General features: G+C 64.2%; 21 protein-coding genes. 11 read left to right on the top strand and 10 right to left on the bottom strand.

The features are described from left to right. Positions 1–78 precede the first annotated feature (78 nt). Together ACQY7X_RS17135 and ACQY7X_RS17130 are read left to right on the top strand one after the other, a co-directional pair. The gene (locus ACQY7X_RS17135) at positions 79–1,779 is read left to right on the top strand and encodes an ABC transporter permease (RefSeq protein WP_428246630.1); all 1,701 of its coding nucleotides are present in this window, start codon (positions 79–81) and stop codon (positions 1,777–1,779) included. Next, positions 1,776–3,320, top strand: coding sequence for a tetratricopeptide repeat protein (locus ACQY7X_RS17130; RefSeq protein ID WP_428246629.1), 1,545 nt, complete (start codon positions 1,776–1,778; stop codon positions 3,318–3,320). Before ACQY7X_RS17135 ends, ACQY7X_RS17130 begins: the two co-directional genes overlap by 4 nt. Before the next feature lie 74 nt (positions 3,321–3,394). Here ACQY7X_RS17130 and ACQY7X_RS17125 read toward each other — a convergent pair whose 3' ends face one another. Further along, positions 3,395–4,444, bottom strand: coding sequence for a Fe(3+) ABC transporter substrate-binding protein (locus tag ACQY7X_RS17125; protein WP_428246628.1), 1,050 nt, complete (start codon positions 4,442–4,444; stop codon positions 3,395–3,397). Positions 4,445–4,649: 205 nt separating this feature from the next. Here ACQY7X_RS17125 and ACQY7X_RS17120 point away from each other — a divergent pair, with 205 nt between their 5' ends. Continuing rightward, entirely contained in the window at positions 4,650–5,711 is a 1,062-nt protein-coding gene (locus ACQY7X_RS17120; RefSeq protein WP_428246627.1) for a DUF7482 domain-containing protein, read from the top strand. Here the strand turns inward: ACQY7X_RS17120 and ACQY7X_RS17115 are convergent. Genes ACQY7X_RS17115 through ACQY7X_RS17105 form a run of 3 tightly spaced genes read right to left on the bottom strand, consistent with a single transcriptional unit; the run spans position 5,668 to position 8,532 of the window. Further along, positions 5,668–6,480: an alpha/beta fold hydrolase gene (locus ACQY7X_RS17115; RefSeq protein ID WP_428246626.1), complete on the bottom strand. Its 813-nt coding sequence runs from the start codon at positions 6,478–6,480 to the stop codon at positions 5,668–5,670. The two genes, ACQY7X_RS17120 and ACQY7X_RS17115, sit on opposite strands and share 44 nt — an antisense overlap. Further along, entirely contained in the window at positions 6,477–8,027 is a 1,551-nt protein-coding gene (locus ACQY7X_RS17110) for a benzoate-CoA ligase family protein (RefSeq protein WP_428246625.1), read from the bottom strand. Before ACQY7X_RS17110 ends, ACQY7X_RS17115 begins: the two co-directional genes overlap by 4 nt. 37 nt (positions 8,028–8,064) lie before the next feature. Further along, positions 8,065–8,532: a flavodoxin domain-containing protein gene (locus ACQY7X_RS17105; protein ID WP_428246624.1), complete on the bottom strand. Its 468-nt coding sequence runs from the start codon at positions 8,530–8,532 to the stop codon at positions 8,065–8,067. A gap of 94 nt (positions 8,533–8,626) precedes the next feature. Between ACQY7X_RS17105 and ACQY7X_RS17100 the strand changes: the two genes are divergently transcribed. The 5 genes from ACQY7X_RS17100 to gpt all read left to right on the top strand — a co-directional run bounded on the left by ACQY7X_RS17100 (position 8,627) and on the right by gpt (position 13,768). Then, the gene (locus tag ACQY7X_RS17100; RefSeq protein ID WP_428246623.1) at positions 8,627–9,541 is read left to right on the top strand and encodes a helix-turn-helix transcriptional regulator; all 915 of its coding nucleotides are present in this window, start codon (positions 8,627–8,629) and stop codon (positions 9,539–9,541) included. 59 nt (positions 9,542–9,600) lie between these two features. Beyond that, a complete protein-coding gene (boxC, locus tag ACQY7X_RS17095; RefSeq protein ID WP_428246622.1) occupies positions 9,601–11,277 on the top strand; it encodes a 2,3-epoxybenzoyl-CoA dihydrolase in 1,677 nt (558 codons plus the stop codon). A gap of 2 nt (positions 11,278–11,279) precedes the next feature. Further along, positions 11,280–12,692 carry a benzoyl-CoA 2,3-epoxidase subunit BoxB gene (gene boxB, locus ACQY7X_RS17090; protein WP_428246621.1) on the top strand — a complete coding sequence of 471 codons (1,413 nt, stop codon included), beginning with the start codon at positions 11,280–11,282 and terminating at the stop codon, positions 12,690–12,692. Between the two features lie 93 nt (positions 12,693–12,785). Then, positions 12,786–13,268 (top strand): acyl-CoA thioesterase, encoded by a 483-nt coding sequence (locus tag ACQY7X_RS17085; protein WP_428246620.1) that lies wholly within the window; start codon positions 12,786–12,788, stop codon positions 13,266–13,268. Further along, positions 13,265–13,768 carry a xanthine phosphoribosyltransferase gene (gene gpt / locus ACQY7X_RS17080; RefSeq protein WP_428246619.1) on the top strand — a complete coding sequence of 168 codons (504 nt, stop codon included), beginning with the start codon at positions 13,265–13,267 and terminating at the stop codon, positions 13,766–13,768. The genes ACQY7X_RS17085 and gpt overlap by 4 nt, the downstream gene beginning before the upstream one ends. A gap of 4 nt (positions 13,769–13,772) precedes the next feature. On the opposite strand, the gene ACQY7X_RS17075 is transcribed toward gpt, so the two are convergent. The 5 genes from ACQY7X_RS17075 to ACQY7X_RS17055 all read right to left on the bottom strand — a co-directional run bounded on the left by ACQY7X_RS17075 (position 13,773) and on the right by ACQY7X_RS17055 (position 18,730). Next, the gene (locus ACQY7X_RS17075; protein ID WP_428246618.1) at positions 13,773–14,972 is read right to left on the bottom strand and encodes a hypothetical protein; all 1,200 of its coding nucleotides are present in this window, start codon (positions 14,970–14,972) and stop codon (positions 13,773–13,775) included. Between the two features lie 160 nt (positions 14,973–15,132). After that, a complete protein-coding gene (locus tag ACQY7X_RS17070; protein ID WP_428246617.1) occupies positions 15,133–15,771 on the bottom strand; it encodes an ABC-type transport auxiliary lipoprotein family protein in 639 nt (212 codons plus the stop codon). After that, positions 15,768–16,796 carry an MlaD family protein gene (locus ACQY7X_RS17065; RefSeq protein WP_428246616.1) on the bottom strand — a complete coding sequence of 343 codons (1,029 nt, stop codon included), beginning with the start codon at positions 16,794–16,796 and terminating at the stop codon, positions 15,768–15,770. The genes ACQY7X_RS17070 and ACQY7X_RS17065 overlap by 4 nt, the downstream gene beginning before the upstream one ends. Beyond that, a complete protein-coding gene (locus tag ACQY7X_RS17060) occupies positions 16,796–17,617 on the bottom strand; it encodes an ABC transporter ATP-binding protein (RefSeq protein ID WP_428246615.1) in 822 nt (273 codons plus the stop codon). Before ACQY7X_RS17060 ends, ACQY7X_RS17065 begins: the two co-directional genes overlap by 1 nt. 3 nt (positions 17,618–17,620) lie before the next feature. Beyond that, a complete protein-coding gene (locus tag ACQY7X_RS17055) occupies positions 17,621–18,730 on the bottom strand; it encodes an ABC transporter permease (protein WP_428246614.1) in 1,110 nt (369 codons plus the stop codon). A gap of 103 nt (positions 18,731–18,833) precedes the next feature. On the opposite strand from ACQY7X_RS17055, the gene ACQY7X_RS17050 reads away from it, so the two are divergent. Both ACQY7X_RS17050 and ACQY7X_RS17045 read left to right on the top strand, forming a co-directional pair. Then, positions 18,834–19,625, top strand: coding sequence for a hydroxypyruvate isomerase family protein (locus ACQY7X_RS17050; protein ID WP_428246613.1), 792 nt, complete (start codon positions 18,834–18,836; stop codon positions 19,623–19,625). 119 nt (positions 19,626–19,744) lie between these two features. Further along, positions 19,745–20,854, top strand: a complete 1,110-nt coding sequence (locus tag ACQY7X_RS17045) for a TRAP transporter substrate-binding protein (protein WP_428246612.1) — start codon at positions 19,745–19,747, stop codon at positions 20,852–20,854. 3 nt (positions 20,855–20,857) lie between these two features. Here the strand turns inward: ACQY7X_RS17045 and ACQY7X_RS17040 are convergent, their stop codons facing one another. Beyond that, entirely contained in the window at positions 20,858–21,568 is a 711-nt protein-coding gene (locus tag ACQY7X_RS17040) for a DUF6969 family protein (RefSeq protein ID WP_428246611.1), read from the bottom strand. A gap of 255 nt (positions 21,569–21,823) precedes the next feature. On the opposite strand from ACQY7X_RS17040, the gene ACQY7X_RS17035 reads away from it, so the two are divergent. Next, the gene (locus ACQY7X_RS17035; protein WP_428246610.1) at positions 21,824–22,201 is read left to right on the top strand and encodes a c-type cytochrome; all 378 of its coding nucleotides are present in this window, start codon (positions 21,824–21,826) and stop codon (positions 22,199–22,201) included. Positions 22,202–22,234: the final 33 nt, after the last annotated feature.

Below are 22,234 nucleotides of genomic sequence, written 5' to 3'. Positions count from 1 at the left end.
TAACCGGGCCGGCCCCGCGCCCTTCCGACGCTGGCGTAAATACTTTAAAGAAATACCAATCCGAACCATGAAGCTGCCGTGACCGAGGTTACCTTTTCATCGATTGCCGGCACCCGGGGTCCGGCCCGGCGCGGCCATGGCCGCCTGGCCTGGACCCTGTTCGCCGCCACCCTGGCCCTGCTGATCGCCGCCCCGCTGCTGGCGGTGCTGGCCAATCTTGGCCGGCCGGCCCAGGGCGTATTCGCGCATCTGGCCGCCACCGTGCTGCCGGAAATGCTGCTCAACACCGTGCTGCTGCTGCTCGGCGTCGGCCTGGGATCGGCACTGATCGGGGTCGGCTGCGCCTGGGCGGTGACGATGATCGAATTCCCTGGCCGGCGCACCTTAAGCTGGCTGCTGTTCCTGCCGCTGGCGATCCCGGGCTATGTCTCGGCCTTCGTCTATGGCGAACTGATGCAGTTCGCCGGCCCGGTGCAGACTGCCTTGCGCCATAGCTTCGGCTGGAGCCGGGGCGATTACTGGTTCCCGGATGTAATGACGCTGGGCGGCGTCACCGTGCTGCTCACCCTGGCCTTCTACCCCTATGTCTACATGCTGGCGCGCACCGCTTTCCAGGACCAGTCGGTCTGTGTGCTGGAAGTGGGCCGCACGCTGGGTATCAGGCCCTGGGGCCGCTTCTGGCGCATCGCCCTGCCGCTGGCCCGGCCGATGATTGCCGGCGGCATCGCCCTGGTGCTGATGGAGACGCTGGCCGAGTTCGGCGCCGTGAGCTATTTCGGCGTGCCGACCTTCACCACCGCGATCTACCGCACCTGGTTCGGCATGGGCAATCCGGTGGCGGCGGCGCAGCTTGCCGGCATGCTGATGCTGTTCGTGCTCGGCGCGGTGATGCTGGAACGCGTCAGCCGCCAGGCCAAGCGTTTCCACCATACCTCGGCACGCAGCCGGCCGTTGAAACTGCAACAGCCCGGCCCGCTGCTGACCGGCCTCACGCTGCTGCTCTGCCTGCTGCCGGTGCTGCTCGGCTTCCTGCTGCCCGCCGGGCGGCTGCTCTATCTCGCCATCACCGAAGGCGACTCCTTCGGCTCCGCCCGCCTGCTCGGCTTCACCATCAACAGCTTCATCCTCTCCAGCCTGGCGGCGTTGCTGCTGGTCGGGCTTGGCCTGCTGCTCGCCTATGCCCAGCGCCTGGCCCCGGGCAGGCTGCTGTCCTGGCTCGGGCAATTCGCCACCATGGGCTATGCCGTGCCTGGCTCGGTGATCGCCATCGGCGTATTGCTGCCGCTGGCCAGCTTCGACCACACGCTGAACAACTGGATGCAGCAAGTGTTCGGCAAGGCGCCGGGTCTACTGCTCTCGGGCAGCCTGCTGGCCCTGCTCTATGCCTATGTGGTGCGCTTCATGGCGGTGACGCACAGCGCCATGGATGGCGGCCTGCACCGCATCCGCCCAAGCCTGGATCAGGCCGCCCGCGTGCTGGGCGAAAGCCCGCTGGGTGTGGTGCGCCGGGTGCATGCGCCGCTCCTGCGCGGCAGCCTGTTCACCGCCGCTTTGCTTGCCTTCGTGGATGTGCTGAAGGAATTGCCGGCCACGCTGATCGTGCGGCCGTTCGATTTCGACACCCTGGCGGTGCGCGTCTACCAGCTTTCCAGCGACGAGCGTCTGAGCGAGGCCTCGACCGGCGCGCTGATCATCGTTGCCGCCGGGCTGCTGCCCGTGCTGTGGCTCAATGCCGCCCTGGCGCGTTCCCGCCCGGGCCAAGAACAGGATACCCCATGACCAAACCCAGCGACATCCTGCTACAGCAATCCGGCATCGGCGGCGAAGTCGATGTGCCGGTCGCCTTCGACCTGCTCAACAAGGGCGAGCTGGAACTGGCCGGCGCCGCCTTCACCCGCATCCTGCAAAAGCAGCCGCGCTCGGCGGAAGCCCTGTTCGGCCTTGGCCAGATCGCGCAGCGGCGCGGCGATGCCAAGGAAGCGGCGCAGTTCTATAGCCGCGCCGTGCAGGCTAACCGCATGCTGATCGAGCCGCATATGGCGCTCGGCAACGTGTTCCAGGCCATGGGCCGGCTGAGCCAGGCCTATACCGCCTACAAGGAAGGCCTCAGCGTGGCGCCGGGCTATGCGCCGCTGCATTTCAATATCGGCGTCTGCCTGCGCCGCATGGGCGAACATGATGCCGGCATCGCGGCACTGAAAAACGCCGTGAAGATACAGCCCGATCATGTGATGGCGCTGTTCAGCCTGGGCAATGCCTATCGCGACCGCGAGGACCTTGCCACCGCTGAGCAATATTACCGCGATGCCGTGCGCATCCACCCGGATTATGCCGATGCGCAATGCAATCTCGGCGGCCTGCTGTCGCAGCGCAAGGCGCATGAGGAAGCCGCCGCCTGCTTCGACGCCGCCTTGCGCGTGGTGCCGAACCATTTCGTGGCGCTGAAGAACCGTTCGCTGTCGCTGTTCCAGCTTGGCCGTTTCGAGGAAGGCGCAGCCAATGCCGCCGCCGCGCTCCGGCAGCAGCCCGATGACATGATGCTGCATTACCATATGGGCGAAATGATCTACGGCCTGATGCGCAGCGGCCAGGTGGAGACCGCGCGCCGCCATGCCAAGGAATGGGCAGCAGCCTATCCAGACAACAGCGTGGCGCAGCATATGGCCGCGGCGGCACTCGGCGAAGGCGCACCGAGCCGCGCCGACGACGCCTATGTGCGCGAGACCTTCGACCGCTTCTCGGCCGATTTCGAGAAGGTGCTGGGTGGCCTGGAATACCGCGCGCCGCAATTGCTGGAAGCCGCCATCGCCGCCCGCATCGGCAGCCGCAATGGCCTCAGTATCCTGGATGCCGGCTGCGGCACCGGGCTTTGCGCGCCGCTGCTGAAGCCGCGCGCCGCGAAGCTGATCGGCGTCGACCTGAGCGGCGGCATGCTGGCCAAGGCGGAAGGGCGCGGCTATGACGCGCTGCATGAAGCCGAACTCGGCGCCTTCCTGCGCGGCACGCCGGAGAGCTACGACCTGACCGTGGCGGCCGACGTGTTCTGCTATTTCGGTGACCTGGCACCGCTGCTGGCCGACCTGGCGCCGCGCATGCCGCAGGGCGCCCTGCTCGCCTTCACCGTCGAGCGCATCGATGGCGAGGCCCCGGCGACAGGCTTCCGCCTCAATCCCACTGGCCGCTATGCCCATGCCGGCAGCTATCTGCAGGATGTGCTGACGCAACACGGCTTCGGCGAGTTGCAGATGATCGAGGATGCCGCCCGCGTCGAGATGGGCGTGCCGGTGCCCTGCTATGTGGTGACGGCGCAGCGCGTTTAAAAACAGCGCGCAGCAAACAAAAAAGGGCGGGAGTTGATCTCCCGCCCTTCTCTATTCCAGCTGATGCCGGAAGCTTACTTCCAGCCGGCGCGGTCCATCAGCTTCAGCGCCGCTTCGTTGTTCTTGCCGAACACGGCCGCGTTGACATTGTCTTCCTTGAATTCGGCCCAGCGCTGGATCACCGGATGCAGCTTCACGCCGCCAACCACCGGGAATTCATAATTGCCCATGGCGAAATAGCCCTGGGCTTCCTTCGAGGCCATGTATTCCAGGAACTTGATCGCATTCGCCTTGTTCGGCGAATAGCGCGCCACGCCGGCACCGCTGACATTCACATGAGTGCCGCGGTCCTTCTGGTTGGGGAAGATCACCGCCAGCTTGTCGGCCACTTCCTTGTCTTCCGGCTTGGTCGAGGCCATCAGGCGGGCGAGATAATAGGTGTTCGACACCGCGATATCGCCTTCACCGGCGGCAACCGCCTTGAGCTGATCGGTATCGCCGCCCTTCGGCGGACGGGCCATGTTCGCCACCACGCCACGCGCCCAGGCTTCGGTCTTTTCCTCGCCCTGGGAAGCGATCATGGCGCCGACCAGCGACTGGTTATAGACGTTGGTGGAGGAACGGATCACCACCTTCCCCTTCCACTTCGGATCGGCAAGATCCTCGTAGCTGCTGATCGAACCCGGCGAGACGCGCGCCTTGTTCACCACGATGACGCGGGCGCGCTTGGAGAAGCCGAACCACTGGCCCGAGGGCTCGCGCAGATAGGCCGGAATCGCCTTGTCGAGCACAGGCGACTGGATCGACTGCAACAAGCCCATTTCCTGAGCGCGGTAGAGGCGGCCGGCATCGACCGTGATCACCACGTCGGCCGGGCTCTTGTCGCCCTCGGCCTTGAGGCGCTGGATCAGTTCATCCTCGCGCGCTTCCAGGCGGTTCACCTTGATGCCGGTGGCCTTGGTGAACTCGGTGTAGAGCGCCTCGTCGGTGTCGTAGTGACGCGAGGAGTAGAGATTGACTTCGCCCTGCGCCAGCGCCTGGCCCGGCAGCGCCAGAATGGCGGCAAGGGCGGCAGCGGAAAGCCCGAAGGCAGCGGCGGCGCGGCGCGTCGGATGTTTGATCATGGAGGACACTCCCTAGTTCCTTTTGCGAGTGAGAGTAAGAATAATCAGCGCGTAAAATATCGATACGCCACCGCATCCGCAAGTGCGAGTGAGTCGCAATTATGCATGGTCACGAAGTTGTCAATTTCCCATCTTTACCCGGATTTTTATGTGCCGGTGTTTTTGACAGAGGCTCCCACAACCCCCAGGATGTTCAGCACCCGCCATGCCGATCCCTCGCCTTTTCCTGCTCGCCGCCCTGCTGGCCCTGCCCTTTCTGGCCGGCTGCGCCAGGCCCGGAACCGCGCCGGAAAGGCTGCTGCCGCGCGAGAAGATCGTGCTGGCTTCCGCCATCGCGGTGGATGCCGGCAACATGACCGCGACCCTGCCGCTCCATCGCGGCACGGCACAGGGCCGCAGTGTCTGGTATGTGGTCACCGATTCATCCGATGCCGCCGATGCCAGGGCGCGCGGCGTGGTGCATGCGCCGCTGCTGGCACGCGCCGGCCATGTGCAAAGCGTGCGCGAGCAGAATGGCGTGATCGAGTTTACCGCCGCGCCGGATTTCTCCCCGCGCCGCCAGGTGCAGCCGGGGCCGGAAGGCTTTCCGCCCGCTACCGCCCTGCCCGGCGCCACGGCACCAGCCAGCTACTCGCCTTTCATCCGACTGGGGCCGGATGGCCCGGTGCTGAATGCGCCGATCGTTGCCGTGGGCGATGGGCCGTTCGAGATCGCGCGGCATGACACGACGCTGGACCGCGTGCTGGCCATCGACATTGCGCGGCGCCAGATGACGCTGCAGCTCAGCATCGGCTTCGCCGAAGGAAGGCGCGTGCTGTATTTCAGCAGCGAAGCCTCCGATCCTGGCGTGGCCGCATTGGAACGCGCCACCTTTGTGCCGGAACTGGGCAAAGGCGATGGCGATATCGGCCTGCTGGCTTTCATCAATGGCAGCGGTCAGGGCTTGGTGCATCTGCTGCGCCATGGCCACATCGATGCCGAAGCCAGCCTGGGCAATGCCGCCATGCTCGGCGCGCCGGGCAATGTGCTGACCGCGTTTCCCACCGGCAGGACGGCCAGCGGCTATTCGCCGCTCTGGAGTGTCACCCTGCTGCGCTGGAGCGATGCGGCGGTGGCAACGGGACAGAATGCGCGCCAGAGCAATCAGGCGGCGATCTACCGGCTTTATGGCAATGCCTTGAGCGGCCCCGATGGCAAGGCGGTGGAGCCGAGCGGCATCACCGTCAATTGCCCTGTGGTGGCATTCCTCGACGAAGCGCCGCCGTGAATCCGGCGATTGCCTGACATACCGCCTCGGGCTGGTCCTTGTGCGGCGAGTGGCCGCATTGCGGCAGCACCAGCGTCTCTACCCTGCCCTTGGCCAGCGTCTTGATCGTCTCGATCTGGCGCAGCGTGCCGTATTCGTCGCCCTCGCCCTGGATGGCCAGCACCGGCAGCGTGATCCGCGCCACTTCCGCCTCGATATTCCAATGGCCGAAATCCGGGTTGAGCCAGGAATCGCACCAGCCCCGGAAGGCGCAATCGACATTGTCGCCGTGATATTTTGCCAGCCGCGCGCGCAGGTCGCCCGTGGCATAAGCGGCATGGGCCGCCTGGATCGAGCCGAATGACACCGCCTCGCCATAGCTGTGCGGCGCCATCACGGCAATACCGAGCAGGTCGGGTGGTGGATTGCTGCCGGCATGGATCAGCGCGATCGAAGCGCCATCGGAATGGCCGATCAGGATATGGCACCGGATGCCAAGCGCCGCGAGCAGATGCGGCAGATGGATCAGCGCATCATCATGCATGTAGGTGATCGGGCGCGGCAGCGCGCAAGGGCTAGATGCGCCATAGCCGATGCGGCTGTAGACCAGCACCGGCAGGCCGGTGGCGGCGGCAACGCTATCGGGAAAGTCGCGCCACATGGCAACGCAGCCGAGGCCTTCATGCAGGAAAACCAGCACAGGCATGTCCATGTCCTGCGGGCCGATCCAGCGATACTCGATGCGGCCGCCCGGAATCTGCGCGAACTGCATCTCTGCGAACTGCATCATTGCCTGAGCTTGAAACGCTGGATCTTGCCCGTCGCGGTCTTGGGCAGTTCAGCAACGAATTCGACCCAGCGCGGGTATTTATGCGGCGCCAGACGCTCTTTCACGAATTGCTGCAACTCGGCGGCCAGGGCTGCATCGGCGCTCACGCCATCGCGTGTCACCACATAGGCCTTGGGCTTGACCAGCTTGTCGGTGTCCTCATTCGCCACCACGGCGGCTTCCAGAACTTTATCATGCCCCATCAGCGCGGACTCGACCTCGAAGGGTGAGACCCAGATGCCGCTGACTTTCAGCATGTCGTCGGAACGGCCGGCATAGGCGTAATAGCCATCCTTGTCGCGGGTGTATTTATCGCCAGTGCGGGTCCAGGGGCCGTGGAACGTGGCGAGGCTCTTGGCGCGGTTGTTCCAGTAGGCGACGCAGCAGGACGGCCCGGCCACCAGCAATTCACCGATCTCGCCATCAGCCACATCGCGGCCCTGCTCATCGACGATGCGCAGATCGTAGCCCGGCACCGCCTTGCCGGTAGTGCCATGGCGGATGTCGTCGGGCCGGTTCGACACGAAGATATGCAGCATCTCGGTGGAGCCGATGCCATCCAGGATCGAGACACCGAAACGCTGATCCCAGCGCCGGGCGATATCTTCGGGCAAAGCCTCACCCGCCGAAACGCATTGCCGCAATTTGGGCGAGGCGCTCTCGCGCGTGATTGTCGCGTCAGCGAGGATGGCGGCATAGAGCGTCGGCACGCCATAGAAGATGGTCGGTTCATTTTGCTTCAGCCGCGCCATCACGCTTTGCGGCGTCGGCCGCTCGGCCATCAGCACGGCGGTGGCGCCGACATGCAGCGGGAAGGTCATGGCATTGCCCATGCCATAGGCGAAGAACAGCTTCGCCGCCGAGAACACCACGTCGCTCTCGCGGATACCCAGCACCTCCTCGGCATAGAGCACGGCGGTATGCACCAGATCGCCATGCAGATGCATGGCGCCTTTCGGCTTGCCGGTGGAGCCAGAGGAATAGAGCCAGAAGCCGATATCGTCCGGCGTGGTGTCGGTGGTCTCCAACTGGTCCGATTGCTCGGCCAGCAGGGTTTCCAGTGGCTTGATGGTGGGTGCCACGCGGCCCGAGACCAGCACCTGCTTCAGATAGGGCTGGTCGTTGACGATGGGACGGAATTTCTCCAGCAGCGCATCCGATACCGCCAGCACCACGGCGCGGCTGTCGCGCAGCAGGAAGTCATAATCGGCGGTAGGCAGCAACGTATTCACCGGCACCGGCACGGCGCCGATCTTCATGGCGCCGAAGAACATCGCCGGGAAGTCGATACTGTCCAGCATCGCCATCAGCACACGCTGCTCGCGCTGCACGCCGAGGGATTTGAGCAGATTGCCGGCACGGTTCACCCGCGCCGCCAGATCGGCATAGCTGTGGCTGCCCCGGTCGTCGATGAACGCGACCTTGGTGCCACGGCCCTCGGCGATATGCCGGTCGACGAAATGGCTGGCGGCGTTATACCGCCGCGGCAGTTCGAGAAAGCGCGGCATGGTCTCCTCCCAGAAACCGTTTTCTTGTTTTTTAGAGTTAGGCAGCGGCCTGTAGCGGCTCTACTGCCTTCACCCAATCCAACGCCCAGGCAACGCCATCTTCTTCCGGCAGCGTGGTGCCGGAAGCATTGTGCTGCATGCGCTCGCCCACCAGGGTGGCGCCAAGATCGCGCAGGATCTGTTCAAACTGGGCGCCGCCATTGTTGAACGTGTCGCCATAGGTGGTGTCGCCCAGGCCGATCACGCCGGCCAGCTTGCCGGTCAGGTCCGGGCGCGCCTTGTCGAGATCGGCATAGAAATCGCGAGCATTGTCGGGTACGTCGCCCTGGCCGTAGGTGGAGGTGCAGATCAGGAAGGCGCCCGGGCGGGCGAACACATCGGCCTTCAGATTGTCCATCAGCAGCACGTCGACGCCATGGCCCTCGGCCTCCAGCGCCTTCTTCACATCGCCGGCCACGATCTCCGCCGTGCCGGTCATGGTGCCGACCAGAATACTCACCTGCATGATCACCCTCTTACGCCACTGTTTTCCAAAAGAGGCCGAAATATAGCGCAGGGATTTCTGGCGTTCCAGCCCAAAAAGCATTATAATGCATGTTATGGTCAAAGCACCGGAACAATCTCCCGTCGCCGCAGCGGCGGATAACGCAGACCAGGCTTTCCTCGCGGCGGTGGGCGAGCGGGTGCGCAATGCCCGCGCCCGGCGCGGCATGAGCCGCAAGATCCTGGCCCGGGATTCCGGGGTTTCCGAACGCTACCTCGCTCAGCTTGAAACCGGCGCCGGCAATATCTCGATTCTTCTGCTGCGCCAGATCGCCCAGGCGATGGATTTGCCGATTGGCGATTTCCTCGCCGACCGGCCGAAATACGGCGTCGACCTTGCCCTGCTGCTGCAGCAGATCGAGGAACTGACCCCGGCGCAGCAGCAGGATCTGCAAGCTGTCATCCGCGAACGCTTCGGCGTCGCCCCCGCCGTGAAGCGCCATATCGCCCTGATCGGCCTGCGCGGCGCCGGCAAGACCACTTTGGGCCAGCGCCTCGCCGCCGGCCTGGGGCTGCATTTTGTGGAAATGGCCAAGGAAATCGAGATCGAGGCCGGGCTGTCGCTCAACGAGATTTTCGATCTCTACGGCCAGGGCGCCTATCGCCGCTTCGAGCGCCGCGCGCTGGAGCGCGTCACCGCCGAACGCGCGCCCGCCGTTATCGCCAGCGGCGGTTCGCTGCCGTCCGAGCCCGGCACCTTCGCGCATCTGCTGGCCAATTGCTTCACCATCTGGCTCAAGGCGCGGCCCGAGGAACATATGGGCCGGGTAATCGCGCAAGGTGACATGCGGCCGATGGCCGGGATGTCGGAAGCCATGGGCGACCTCAAGCGCATCCTGGCCCAGCGCGAAACGCTCTATGCCAAGGCCGACATGGCCTTCGATACCGCCGGCAAGCCGGTGGATGCCGCCAGCGCGGAATTGCTGACGGCCCTGCGGGCACATCCGGGCTGGCTCGCCCCTGCAAAATAATTCTTGAGCAGTTAAAAAACTGCATTATAATGCCGGTCACGTTCAAGGGGTGAAACGCCATGGCCGAGCCAACCAATAATACCGCCGTGCTGCCGCCGGTGGATTTCCGCACTGATCCGAGCCGCTACAAGCATTGGAAGCTCAGCGTCGATGGTCCGGTGGCCACCCTGGCGCTGGATGTGCGGGAAGATGGCGGTCTGCGCCCCGGCTATGAACTGAAGCTGAACTCCTACGATCTCGGCGTCGATATCGAACTGCATGATGCCGTGCAGCGCCTGCGCTTCGAGCATCCGGGCGTGCGCAGCGTGGTGCTCACCTCGGGCAAGGAGCGCGTGTTCTGCGCCGGCGCCAATATCCGCATGCTCAGCCAGTCGACCCATGGCTGGAAGGTGAATTTCTGCAAGTTCACCAACGAGACCCGCAACGGCATCGAGGAAGCCACCGCTGAATCGCGCCAGACCTATATTGCCGCCGTGAACGGCCCCTGCGCCGGCGGCGGCTATGAACTGGCACTGGCCGCCGACCATATCCTGATGGCCGATGACGGCAACACGGCCGTATCGCTGCCGGAAGTGCCGCTGCTGGCGGTGCTGCCCGGCACCGGCGGCCTCACCCGCCTGGTGGACAAGCGCCAAGTGCGCCGCGACCGCGCCGATTTCTTCTGCACCCTGGAAGAAGGCATCAAGGGTAAGCGCGCCGTGGACTGGCGCCTGGTGGACGAAGTGGTGCCGCGCACCCGGCTGAACGAAGCCGTGCGCGAGCGCGCCCTCAAGCTGGCCGAGAAATCCGACCGCCCGGCCACGGCCAAGGGCATCGCCCTGCCGGAACTGGCGCGTCAGGTGAACGGCGATGCCGTGTCTTATTCCCATGTGGATGCGAAAATCGACCGCGCCAAGGGCATTGCCGAGATTACCGTGCATGGCCCGAAAACGGCTGTTCCCGCTTCGCTGGATGCCATCGATGCCGGCTTCTGGCCGCTGGCCCTGGCGCGCGAACTGGACGACCTGGTGCTGCATCTGCGCACCAACGAGGAAAGCGTCGGCATGTGGGTGATCCGCAGCACCGGCGATGCTGATACGGTGGCGGCCTATGACGCGCTGCTGGAGCAGCACAAGGCAGACTGGCGCGTACGCGAAATCCGCCTGTTCCTCAAGCGCGTGTTCAAGCGCATCGACGTGTCGTCGCGCAGCCTGTTCGCCCTGATCGAGCCGGGCTCCTGCTTCACCGGCACGCTGCTGGAACTGGTGCTGGCCGCCGACCGCTCCTACATGCTGGACGGCCAGTTCGAGGGCGACAACCGCCCGCCCGCCACGCTGCGGCTGACGGCGCTGAATTTCGGCGCCTATCCGATGGTGAACGGCCTCTCGCGGCTTGAAAGCCGCAGCCTGGACGATCTGTCCCGCGCTGAGGCATTGCGCCGGCAGATCGGCGTGGACCTGGACGCAGCGGCCGCCGACGAGGCCGGCCTGATCACCTTCAAGCCCGACGACATCGACTGGGAAGACGAAGTACGCATCGCCATCGAGGAACGCGCCGCCTTCTCGCCTGATGCCCTCACCGGCATGGAAGCGTCCCTGCGCTTCGGCGGCCCGGAGACGATGGAAAGCAAGATTTTCGCCCGCCTCACCGCCTGGCAGAACTGGATTTTCCAGCGCCCGAACGCGGTGGGCGATCAGGGCGCGCTCAAGCTCTATGGCACCGGCCAGCGTGCCAGCTACGACCGCAGGAGGGTCTGACCATGGCGATCGACTACGCTTCGCGCATCCCGAATAACGTCAACCTCTCCGACAATCGCCGCCTGCAGCGCGCGCTGGAGGACTGGCAGCCGAAATTCCTCGACTGGTGGCAGGATATGGGCCCGGCGGGCTTCCAGGCGCGCGAGGCTTATCTGCGCACCGCCATCAGCGTCGATGCCCAGGGCTGGGCGAATTTCGGCTATGTGAAGATGCCGGACTACCGCTGGGGCATTTTCCTGGCCGAGCCGGAAGCCGGCCGCAAGGTGAATTTCGGCGACCACAAGGGCGACGATGCCTGGCAGGAAGTGCCCGGCGAATATCGCGGCGTGCTGCGCCGACTGATCGTAACCCAGGGCGATACCGAGCCGGCCTCGGTGGAACAGCAGCGCCTCTTGGGCCAGACCTGCCCGTCGCTCTATGATCTGCGCAACCTGTTCCAGATCAACGTGGAGGAAGGCCGCCATCTCTGGGCCATGGTCTACCTGCTGGATGCTTATTTCGGCCGCGATGGCCGCGAGGAAGCCGAGGCCCTGTTGCAGCGCCGCTCCGGCGATGCCGACAAGCCGCGCATCCTCGGCGCCTTCAACGAGGCGACGCCGGACTGGCTCAGCTTCTTCATGTTCACCTTCTTCACCGACCGCGACGGCAAGTTCCAGCTTGCCTCGTTGGCGGAAAGCGGCTTCGATCCGCTGTCGCGCACCTGCCGTTTCATGCTCACCGAGGAAGCGCACCACATGTTCGTGGGCGAAACCGGCATCAACCGCGTGCTGCAGCGTACCTGCGAGATCATGCGCGATTTCAAGACCGACGACGTGCGCAAGCATGGCGTGATCGATCTGCCGACGCTCCAGAAATATCTCAACTTCCATTTCTCGGTGTCGCTCGATCTGTTCGGCTCGGAAATCTCCACCAACGCCGCCAACTACTACACCATGGGCATCAAGGGCCGCTTTGATGAGACCCGCATCAGCGATGACCACAAGCTGACCGATGCGGCCTACAAGGTGCTGGAAGTGCATGGCGATGGCTTCCGCGAGAAGGAAGAATCGGCGCTGACCGCGCTGAACGAGCGCCTGCGCGATGATTATGTGGCCGATTGCGCGCGCGGCGTGATGCGCTGGAACCAGACCATCAAGCGCGCCGGCATCGACTTCGAGCTGAAGCTGCCGCACCGTGCCTTCCACCGCCAGATCGGCCAGTTCTCCGAACTGCGCGTCGATCCCCAGGGCCACATCATCAGCCAGGCCGAATGGGATGCCCGGCATCACAAGTGGCTGCCAACCGAGGAGGACCGCCTCTACGTCATCAGCCTGATGCATGCCGTCACCGAGATCGGCAAATATGCCAACTGGATCGCCCCACCGGCCCGCGGCATCAACAACATGCCGGTGGATTTCGAATACGTTCGGGCCTGAACCGCTACCTCCATTCAATCCCCCGGGGCTCCCGCCAAAATGGTTGGAGCCCCTTCTTTTTTTACGTCCCCGCCCTGTGTATAGTCCGGCGCCATGAAGCCCGTGCCGCCGCCCTATTCGCCTGACCGCCTGTTTGCCATCGAGCGCGTGGTGCAATGGGGCGAGGCCGATCCGGCCGGCATCATCTACACCACGCAATTCCTCGATTATGTGATCGAGACGGTGGAAGCCTTCTGGCGCGAGCAGATCGGCATCAGCTGGTATCACCTGCACCAGCGCCATAATCTCGGTTCGCCGACGGTCAGTTCGAAGCTGGATTTCCAGAAGCCGATCCGCGCCGCCGATCCCTTCACCGTGGAACTGCGCATCCCGCGCCTCACCCGTTCCACCATCACCTTCCATGTCGTCGGCCGCAACGCCGCCGGCGAAGGCTGCTTCACCGGCGAACTGGTCTCCTGCATCATCGACGACAAGGCGGTGCGCTCGGTGACCATCCCGGACTGGATACGCGAGCCGATCGAGGCCTACCGCAAAGCTACCGAGCAAATACCCACTGGGCAAGAGGACCTGCCATGACCGAGGGCCACGGCTACAACAAGTTCTTTCCCGTGTCGTGGGAGGAGCTGCATCGCCATTGCAAGGCACTGGCCTGGCGGCTGCTGGAGCGCGGCCCCTATCAGGGCGTGGTGGCGATCACCCGTGGCGGCCTGGTGCCGGCGGCCATCGTGGCGCGCGAGTTGAACGTGCGCGTGATCGAGACGATTTCCTGCTCGACCTATAACGAGCTGGAACGCGGCACCAAGGTGAACATCCTGAAGCAGGCCGATGCCGCCCTGCCCTCCCAGGGCGAAGGCTGGCTGATCGTCGATGACCTGGTGGATACCGGCGTTACCGCCAAGGCGGTGCGCCAGTTGCTGCCCAAGGCCCATTTCGCCACCATCTACGCCAAGCCCAATGGCCGCCCGATGGTGGACACCTACATCACCGAAGTGAGCCAGGATACCTGGATCCTGTTCCCCTGGGACCAGGAAGCGGTGATGAGCAAGCCCATCGTCGAATTGAAGAAGGGCGGCTAGAGCGTCACTTCTGGGCGGCGCTTTTCTGGATGTTCTTCGAACCGATATAGACGCCGTTGCTCAGCCCCATCAGGATCAGGTAGCCATCCGGTATCTCCGGGATTTCATGCCCGGTGAGCACCTTGATCAGCACGAAACCGGCGCAGATCAGGGTGAACAGCAGCATTTGCAGGCGCGTCACATCAATGGTCGCGCCGCTCGCGGTATCCTTGATCAGATCGGAAAAATGCGGCGTCCGCGTTGCGCCCACAGGCGCGGGATCAGCCAGCGCCGCCCCTGGCGGTACATTGGCTGACGGATCGCCACCGCCCGCTGCCGGTGGGTTTGTGCTCGCCGCCGTGTATTGCGCCAGCAGGGTCGCGGCGCCGGCAATGCCGAGCAAACCCAGCGTAGAGGCCGATATCACGATCAGGCTGCCTGACAGCACCATGACATAGACCGCCGAGAAGCCGACGACGAAAGTCCACAGCATGATCTGGAATTGCGACAGGCTGGCATTGCCGCCATCCGTTGAAATCAGGCGCAGCAGCCAGTTGGCCTTAGCGATCATCGGGTCCTGTTTGCCGAAACGCGTGAGGATGATCACCACCACCAGTACCAGAAACAATGCGACGCCGACCGCCCAGCACTGACTCTGGATGCCGACCGTCAGGCTGGTATCCACCACCACCTGCTGCTGAAAGGTCTTGTCGTCCTGTGCCACCATATCGATGGCGATCAGGCGCAGGGTGGCGCGCGGCACCAGCAATTCGGTATCGAGCGACAGCTTGTGATCGGCGAGTTGACTGCGCGTGGGTTCCTGCAAGGCCGGGATGGTGACACGCAGTTCGAATGTATTCGTGGTGCTGAGCTTGGTGATCTGCACCGGCGCCGCCACCGGCTGGCCGAAACCCAGCAGGTTGCCCTTGGCATCACGCAGCGGATTGCCCTGGCTGTCGCGCCACTGGAAGCAGGCGACATACTGCGCCTTATTGGTCAGCGTCACCCGGGGGTCGACCAGCAGATCGATATGCCCGCCGGGCGGCTGCCAGTTCTTCTCCGTCTTCATGCTGAGCGAGCCGCTGGCCAGGCTGGGTGCCGTGGCGGGCAAGGCGCAGAAAGCCTCCGGCCTTGCCGACGGGGTTTGCACTCCCCCGCTAGCTTGAGCCAGCAGCGGCGATGCGGCCAGTATCAGAATCAGCAGGATTGCGGTACGACCGGCCATACGGCGAAATTCAGTCATTCGTCCCCCTATCCAGGCCAGTTCAGAACCTGGGATCGGGAGAGATATACACCAATATATAATATATTAAATTATAAATACACGCATATAGGGTTATGCGGATGTCGTCAGGGCTTCATCATAACCGGCTCAACCACCCGGCTCAGGCAGTGTTGCCGCTACGCAAGGTCCATTGCACCGTATCGCGCAGCACCCTTCCGAGCGCCTCATCAAATGCCTGCACCACCGACAGCACATCGGTGCCCGAGGCTTTCACCCGGCGCTCGAAATTGGTGGCAGCAACGATCTCCTGGCGCGGCTGCTGGATCAGCTTGGAGGCCAAGGCGACCCGCACCGTCGGCACCGGATCATTCGGCACCAGTTCGGCCTGGAATTCACGCAGTTCGCTCTTGAGATTGAAGTCCGAGCGCAGGCCGACCGACTGGCGCCCGACCGAAATGATCTTGCCGGTATTCTCGAAGCTCTCCACCAGCAGGGTCTGGATCATGCGCGGCACGCGCTCGGCCCAGCGCGCCTCGGCGTAATACTTCACTTCATAGGGGTTGGTCATGATGGCAATGCGGTGGGTATCCAGGCCACCCGCCGCATAGGGCTCCTCCACCACCAGCTGCCACGTCGCCCGCGGCAGGTCGGCGGCGAAAGTGTTCTTCGGCGACAGCGTATAGAGGTTGGAAGGCGGTGCCTGCGGGATGATGCCGCCGCAGGCGGTGAGACCGATGCCCATCAGGCCACTGGCACCCAGGCCGCGCAGCAGGCCGCGCCGGTTGAAAATCGCCGTCATCGCCGGCCTCCCTCGCTACGGTATTCAGCATCGCGGTTGCCGAACAGCACCGCGCTCGGATCGTCTTCCAGCCGCTGCGCCACCCGCGCCAGGCTGCCCACCAGAATGCGTGCTTCGGCGATGAAGCGGCGGAATTCGCCGAAGCCATCGGTGGTGATCGCATTGATCGGCGCGCGGTTCTCCGCCACCATCTCGTTCACGGTGGACAGCACGCTTTCAAGCTGCTGCATGGCGCCGCGGATATCCTGCACAGCAACCTGAGCATCCTTCACCGTGGCGGTGGCATCACCTTCGATCAGCCTGGTAGTTGATTCCAGCGTGTTGCGCGCCGCCACCAGGGTACTGTTGGCTTCCTTCACGATGCCGCCGAACTGCTCGGCGACTTCGCGCGCCGCGCGGGCGGCGATGGCGATATCGGCGCTGGTGCGGTCGAAGCCATCGATGGCGCGGGTCAGGGTTTCCTGGCGGCTGGCGATGGTAACGCTGATCTGGCGGATATCGCCGATGATGCCGGCGATATTGTCGATATTCTGATCCGACATGATGCGCGCGGCGCGGTTGATCAGGTCGGGTGCCGCCTCGAACAACTCGGCGATGGAGGAATTGCGCGAACGGATCACCGGCAATTCCGAGACATCCTCGCTGTAGCGCGCCGGCAGCAATTCCGCCGCCTTGGTGCCGGAATTGATCTGCACAAAGGAAACGCCGGTGATGCCCTGCAATTCCAGGCTGGCAATGCTATCGGCGCGGATCGGCGTGTCGGCGGCGACATTGACCGTGACGCGCACCTTCGAGGTATCGTCGCGGTCGATGCTGATCTGGCTCACATTGCCGATCTTGATGCCGTTGAAGCGCACATCGCCGCCCATGCCCAGGCCGGCCACCGATCCGGTGAAGAAGATGTTGTAGCGCGCGATCTCGCGGTCGAGCTGAGCCTTGGCCAGCCACAGCGAGAAGCCGAGGATGCCGAGCAGGAACAGCAGCAGGAAGCTGCCGATCAGCAGATGGTGGGCGCGGGTTTCCATTACGAACCGCCTCCTTCAGATACAGGCCCAGGGACTGCATGATCTGCCGTCTTCTGAGCGGCGCGGGCGCGCGGCCCGTGGAAATACTCCCGGATCCAGGGATGCGGGTGTTCTAGCAATTCATGCAGTGGCCCGGCCACCAGCACCTTCTTCTCGGCCAGCACGGCGATGCGGTCGCAGATCGCATGCAGCGAGTCCAGGTCATGCGTCACCATGAACACGGTGAGGCCCAGTGCCTGTTGCAGGTCGCGTACCAGGGTGTCGAAAGCGGCGGCACCGATCGGATCGAGGCCGGCAGTGGGTTCGTCCAGGAACACGATCTCGGGGTCCAGCGCCAGGGCGCGGGCCAGGCCGGCGCGCTTGCGCATGCCGCCGGATAGCTCGGACGGAATCTTGCCCGCCGCATTGGCCGGCAGGCCGACCATGCGGATTTTCGCCGCCGCGATTTCGTTCAGCAGGTCGGGCGGCAGGTCATAGAATTCCTTCAGCGGCACCTGGATATTCTGCGCCACGGTAAGCGAGGAAAACAGCGCGCCATCCTGGAACAGCACGCCGACACGCTGGCGCGCCCGACGGCGTGCATCCTCGTTGCCATGCAGCATGTCCGAACCCAGCAGGTCGATCTGCCCGCCCTGCGGCTGGTTGAGGCCGATGATGGTGCGCAGCAATACCGACTTGCCGGTGCCGGAACCGCCAACCACGCCCAGCACCTCACCGCGCCAGACATCGAGGTCCAGCCCGTCATGCACCTTGAAGCCATCGAAGGCATTCACCAGGCCGCGCACCTTGATAACCGCTTCCTTTACAGCGTCCTGGGCCATCGCCTAGATCCCCAGCGCCGAGAAGAAGATCGAGAACAAGGCATCGGCCACGATCACCAGGAAGATCGATTGCACCACCGAACGCGTGGTGAGGCGGCCGACGCTTTCCGCATCGCGCTTCACCCGCAGGCCCTCATAGCAGCCGACCATGGCGATCAGGGCGGCAAAGACCGGCGCCTTGACCAGGCCAACCAGGAAAGAGCTTACCGATACCGCCTCATGCAGCCGCTGGAAGAACATGAAAGGCGTGATATCCAGCGTTACCCACGCCATCAGGGCGCCGCCCAGCAGGCCCATGATATCGGCGAAGAAAGCCAGCAGCGGCAGGGTGAGGATCAGCGCCAGGACGCGCGGCACCACCAGTACCTCCACCGGATCGAGGCCCAGCGTGCGGATGGCATCCACTTCCTCGTTCACCTTCATGCTGCCGATCTGGGCGGTGAAGGCACTGCCGGAACGCCCCGCCACCACGATGGCAGTGAGCAGGATGCCGAGTTCACGCAGCACCGAGACGCCAACCAGGTTGACGACGAATACCTCGGCGCCGAACTGCTTGAGCTGGTCGGCGCCCTGATAGGCCATCACCACGCCGATCAGGAAGGAAATCAGGCCGACAATGGGCAGCGCGTTCAGGCCGGTCTGTTCCATGTGGAACACCACTGAGGTAAAGCGCAGCCGGCGCGGGCTGATGGCAATGCGGGCGAAGGCTTCGACAACGCGGCCGATGAAAGCGATGAAGCGCCGCCCTTCGCGGGCCGCGAACAGCACCAGCCAGCCGAGATGGGCGACGAAGCGCAGCAGGCCATTGCCCGACCCGGGTGGCGCCGCCGAGGCCGCGTCACAGCCGGAAACGTAATCGATCAAGGTCTGATGCTCTGGTCTCAGCGCCCGCCATTCCACCGCCACGCCGGTGCCGAAACGGCTGTTGAGGCGCTGCAGCAGCACCGCGCCGGCGGTATCCACACGCTCCAGTCCGCCGGCATCAATGCGCAGCCGCCGCGCGGCGCCGAGATTGAGGCCATCGAGCGCACGGGACAGGCGAGCCGCCTCGCCCAGCGTCCAGGCGCCGGAGAGGCTCAAACTCGCCAGGCCGTCCTCGTGCCTGAAACTCATGCCGCCGGGCTGCACGCGTCAAAAAATCCCTGTTGCCTAAGCCGCTTGTTTGAAAGTTACCAAACATGACATGCTGCGCGGAAGAGCCAGCCGGGAAAGTCGCATGCCGCGCTTCAGCGCCAATCTTACTTTTCTGTTTCAGGAATATGCCTTCCTCGACCGCCTGGCGGTGGCGCGCGAGCAGGGTTTCGATGCTGTCGAATTCATGTACCAGCCGGACCAGTCGCCCGCCGCCATCGCCGCCGCCCTGCGTGACAACGGCCTTGAACTGGTGCTGATGAACACCCCGGCGGGTAATTTCGAGGCCGGCGAGCGCGGGCTGGCCTGCCTGCCGCAGCAGCGCCAGGCCTTCCGCACCTCGATCCACCGCGCCTTCGAAGTGGCTTCGGCTGCAGGCTGCAAGCGGCTGCATGTCATGGCCGGGGTTGAGCCCGCCGGGGCCGACCGCCGCGCGCTGGAAGCCTGTTTCCTCGACAACCTGGCCTGGGCGGCGGAACAGGCGGCCCGGGCCGGCCTCACCCTGCTGCTGGAACCGATCAACCGCCGCGACATCCCGGGGTATTTCCTGCACGATTACGATGTCGCCGAACGCATCCTGCGCGAAATGGCATTGCCGCACCTGCGGCTTCAATTCGATATGTACCATGTACAGGTAGTGCATGGTGACGTGAGCAAACGCCTGGAGCGGCAATTGCCGCTGATCGAGCATATCCAGATCGCCAATCCGCCGGACCGCCGCGAACCCGGCAATGGCGAACTGGATTACGGCTTCCTGCTCGGCCGGCTGGACCAGCTTGGCTATGCCGGCTGGGTCGGCTGCGAATACAGACCGGCAGGCGATACGCTGGACAGCCTGGGCTGGATCCGGCCCTGGGGCGTTACGCCGCGCCGTTAACCCTGTCCCCCCTGTAAACCCAGGCTTTGATGCTGGAACGGGTTGCCAGGGCTGGCATCGGCATTTTATTGTGCGCAACCAGGAATTTTGGAGCCGTCGACAAGGAGCAATCTCAGGGAATGGCACGCAGTTTTGCCATCGCAATTATCGCGTTCTTCGCCGGGCTTTGCATTGGCCTTGGCTATCTCGCCGTGCAGCGTGCGACACCGATCCCTGAACGAGTGGTGGTGCCGCAGAATCCGGTGCTGCGTGGCGACATGCAGCCGATCTCCTTGCGCCTGGCTTCCTCCTATACGTCCGCCGCGCCGCAATTGGGCAGCATCGGCGCCGCCACCACCACCAAGCTGGCGCGGCTTTCCGGCGGCCTGCTGGATCTGAAATTCCATGAACCTGGCGCGCTGGTACCGGCCGCAGATGTGTTCGATGCCGTGGCCTCGGGCGAAGTGGATGCGGGCTGGACCTCGGCGGCCTATCTGCTGGAGAAGGATTCCGCCTTCGGCTTCTTCGTCGGCCTGCCCTTCGGTCCGCGCACCTCGGAATATCTCGGCTGGCTCTATCATGGCGGTGGCCAGGAATTGATGGCCGAATTGTTCGGCCGCTACGACGTGGTGCCGATGGTCTGCGGCGTGCTGGTGGCGGAAGGCGGCGGCTGGTTCCGCAAGGAGATCAACTCGTCGAACGACCTGCGCGGCATGAAGATCCGCTTCCCCGGCCTTGGCGGTGAAGTGCTGCGCAAGCTCGGTGCCGAAACCAATTCGATCCCCGGCGGCGACGTCTACAATGCCTTTGCCAGCGGCCAGATCGATGGCAGTGAATTCTCCACGCCAATCAACGACCTCCGCTTCGGCTTCTACAAGGTGGCGCCGCATTACTATCTGCCCGGCTGGCACCAGCCCTTCACCGCCATCCTGATGGTGTTCCACCGCCAGGCCTGGGAGAAGCTGTCTGAATCGCAGCAGGCGATGGTGGAAACGGTGTGCGGCGACAACATCTCCGACAGCCTTGCCGAAGGCGAAGCGCAGCAGCCCTATGCCCTGAACGAGCTGCGAGCCAAGGGCGCCATCATCCACACCTGGCCGCCGGAAGTGATGCAGGCTTTCGAGCGCAACTGGCGCAAGGTGGTGGCCGAGCAATCGGCGGCCAATCCCAACTTCAAGCGCATCTGGGAAAGCTATTCAGCTTTCCGCGAAGCCTCCAAGGAATGGCGCCACGTCAATTACATGAAGTGACGCTCAGCCAAGCTGGCGGCGCAGTTGCCGCACCCGGCGCTCCACCGAGATATCCAGCGAGGCGGTGATTTCCAGGCTGCGGTCTTCCAGCGCATTGGCGCGCGGATTGGCCCGGGCGCGGGCTTCCACGGCGGCATCGCGGCGGCGGATCAGCTCGGAAACCTCCGGGTGGAACAGGCGCAGCAGGCTGGTAAGCCAGCCATTCACTTCCGCCGAAGGGTAGCTGTGATCGACCTGGAAACGGTCCAGCATCGCGATCACGTCGCGGGCCGCGAACCAGGTTTCGTCGGTGACCCAGCGGTTGACGGTGAACAGCCGCACCGGCAGGCCGTAATTGTCCATGCCGATGGCAATGATGTGGGCCAGCGCCGCATCCCCGGTGGGGCCGCAGGGCAGCGCGATGCCGGGTTTGCCGCGCCGTGCCGGCTCGAACCGCTCCGGCAGGTGATGCGGCCGCATGAAGACATGGAAATGGCCATGCTCGCGGGCATCGCCGCGATGGGCGTGATAGTAGTATTGCGCGCCGCTTTCGGGATCGAAAACGTCGCCGGCAGGATAATGCTCCTGCTCATAGAACTCGCCCTGCCCGCGCAGCAATTCGGCGACAAGATTGCCGCGCCGCGCCGCCAGGGCCTCCTGGATCCGCAACACCTCGATACCGGCCGCCAGCATGCCCTGCAGGCGGGGTCGACCGAGGCTGGTCATCATGTTCATGCGCCACTACCCCTGATGAAACCGCGCTACCTAATCACGGCGTTCTTAAACGGCGGTAAATGCGACTCGGAACAGAGCCCAGGGAATCGGTGGGGGCGAAAATTTTTCTGCCGAAACGGGTTCCCGGTCACGAAACCGGCGATGCGGCAATGCGCCGCTTTGTCGCCATGGCCATGCCGTGCTATCTCAAGATCAAGCATTTACCACGAGTTAGCTGGTAATTAGCCAAGCCCCTATATTGCCCCGGAGTTCTCCATGACGCGTCTCCTGTTCGCAACTGCCCTCACTGCCCTGGCCCTGTCCTGGGGCTTCAGCGGCCAAGCCCAGGCACAGGATGCCGCCGCGGGCCAGAAGGCTTTTGCCAAGTGCCGTACCTGCCACGCCGTGGAAGCCGGCAAGAACGGCGTCGGCCCCAGCCTGGCGGGGGTGTTTGGCCGCAAGTCCGGCACCGGCGCCGGCTTCAAGTATTCCGATGCCATGGTGGCCAAGGGCGTGACCTGGGACGACGCTTCCATCGCCGCCTACCTGGCCGACCCGAAGAGCTATATCCCCGGCAACAAGATGGTCTTTCCCGGCATCAAGAAAGAGTCGGAAGTGGCTGATCTGATTGCCTATATCAAGACGGTGAAGTAACCACCCGCAGGACGCGCAAGCCGGCGGCGGCCA

The sequence above is a fragment of the Ferrovibrio sp. genome, assembly GCF_965278975.1.
GTDB lineage: Bacteria > Pseudomonadota > Alphaproteobacteria > Ferrovibrionales > Ferrovibrionaceae > Ferrovibrio.
The sequence above is the reverse complement of the archived record's forward strand: the minus strand, read 5'-3'. Positions and strand labels throughout refer to the sequence as shown.

What these genes read in the sequence shown, in the direction of transcription:
- ACQY7X_RS17120 (WP_428246627.1), top strand. Translation starts at nt 4,650, where the DNA reads ATGCCGATCCCTCGCCTTTTCCTGCTCGCCGCCCTGCTGGCCCTGCCC.
- ACQY7X_RS17075 (WP_428246618.1), bottom strand. Translation starts at nt 14,972, where the DNA reads ATGGCCGGTCGTACCGCAATCCTGCTGATTCTGATACTGGCCGCATCG.
- gpt (WP_428246619.1), top strand. Translation starts at nt 13,265, where the DNA reads ATGACCGAGGGCCACGGCTACAACAAGTTCTTTCCCGTGTCGTGGGAG.
- ACQY7X_RS17110 (WP_428246625.1), bottom strand. Translation starts at nt 8,027, where the DNA reads ATGCCGCGCTTTCTCGAACTGCCGCGGCGGTATAACGCCGCCAGCCAT.
- ACQY7X_RS17040 (WP_428246611.1), bottom strand. Translation starts at nt 21,568, where the DNA reads ATGAACATGATGACCAGCCTCGGTCGACCCCGCCTGCAGGGCATGCTG.
- ACQY7X_RS17125 (WP_428246628.1), bottom strand. Translation starts at nt 4,444, where the DNA reads ATGATCAAACATCCGACGCGCCGCGCCGCCGCTGCCTTCGGGCTTTCC.
- ACQY7X_RS17105 (WP_428246624.1), bottom strand. Translation starts at nt 8,532, where the DNA reads ATGCAGGTGAGTATTCTGGTCGGCACCATGACCGGCACGGCGGAGATC.
- ACQY7X_RS17050 (WP_428246613.1), top strand. Translation starts at nt 18,834, where the DNA reads ATGCCGCGCTTCAGCGCCAATCTTACTTTTCTGTTTCAGGAATATGCC.
- ACQY7X_RS17045 (WP_428246612.1), top strand. Translation starts at nt 19,745, where the DNA reads ATGGCACGCAGTTTTGCCATCGCAATTATCGCGTTCTTCGCCGGGCTT.
- ACQY7X_RS17130 (WP_428246629.1), top strand. Translation starts at nt 1,776, where the DNA reads ATGACCAAACCCAGCGACATCCTGCTACAGCAATCCGGCATCGGCGGC.
- ACQY7X_RS17035 (WP_428246610.1), top strand. Translation starts at nt 21,824, where the DNA reads ATGACGCGTCTCCTGTTCGCAACTGCCCTCACTGCCCTGGCCCTGTCC.
- ACQY7X_RS17055 (WP_428246614.1), bottom strand. Translation starts at nt 18,730, where the DNA reads ATGAGTTTCAGGCACGAGGACGGCCTGGCGAGTTTGAGCCTCTCCGGC.
- boxC (WP_428246622.1), top strand. Translation starts at nt 9,601, where the DNA reads ATGGCCGAGCCAACCAATAATACCGCCGTGCTGCCGCCGGTGGATTTC.
- ACQY7X_RS17115 (WP_428246626.1), bottom strand. Translation starts at nt 6,480, where the DNA reads ATGATGCAGTTCGCAGAGATGCAGTTCGCGCAGATTCCGGGCGGCCGC.
- ACQY7X_RS17060 (WP_428246615.1), bottom strand. Translation starts at nt 17,617, where the DNA reads ATGGCCCAGGACGCTGTAAAGGAAGCGGTTATCAAGGTGCGCGGCCTG.
- ACQY7X_RS17085 (WP_428246620.1), top strand. Translation starts at nt 12,786, where the DNA reads ATGAAGCCCGTGCCGCCGCCCTATTCGCCTGACCGCCTGTTTGCCATC.
- ACQY7X_RS17100 (WP_428246623.1), top strand. Translation starts at nt 8,627, where the DNA reads ATGGTCAAAGCACCGGAACAATCTCCCGTCGCCGCAGCGGCGGATAAC.
- ACQY7X_RS17070 (WP_428246617.1), bottom strand. Translation starts at nt 15,771, where the DNA reads ATGACGGCGATTTTCAACCGGCGCGGCCTGCTGCGCGGCCTGGGTGCC.
- ACQY7X_RS17065 (WP_428246616.1), bottom strand. Translation starts at nt 16,796, where the DNA reads ATGGAAACCCGCGCCCACCATCTGCTGATCGGCAGCTTCCTGCTGCTG.
- boxB (WP_428246621.1), top strand. Translation starts at nt 11,280, where the DNA reads ATGGCGATCGACTACGCTTCGCGCATCCCGAATAACGTCAACCTCTCC.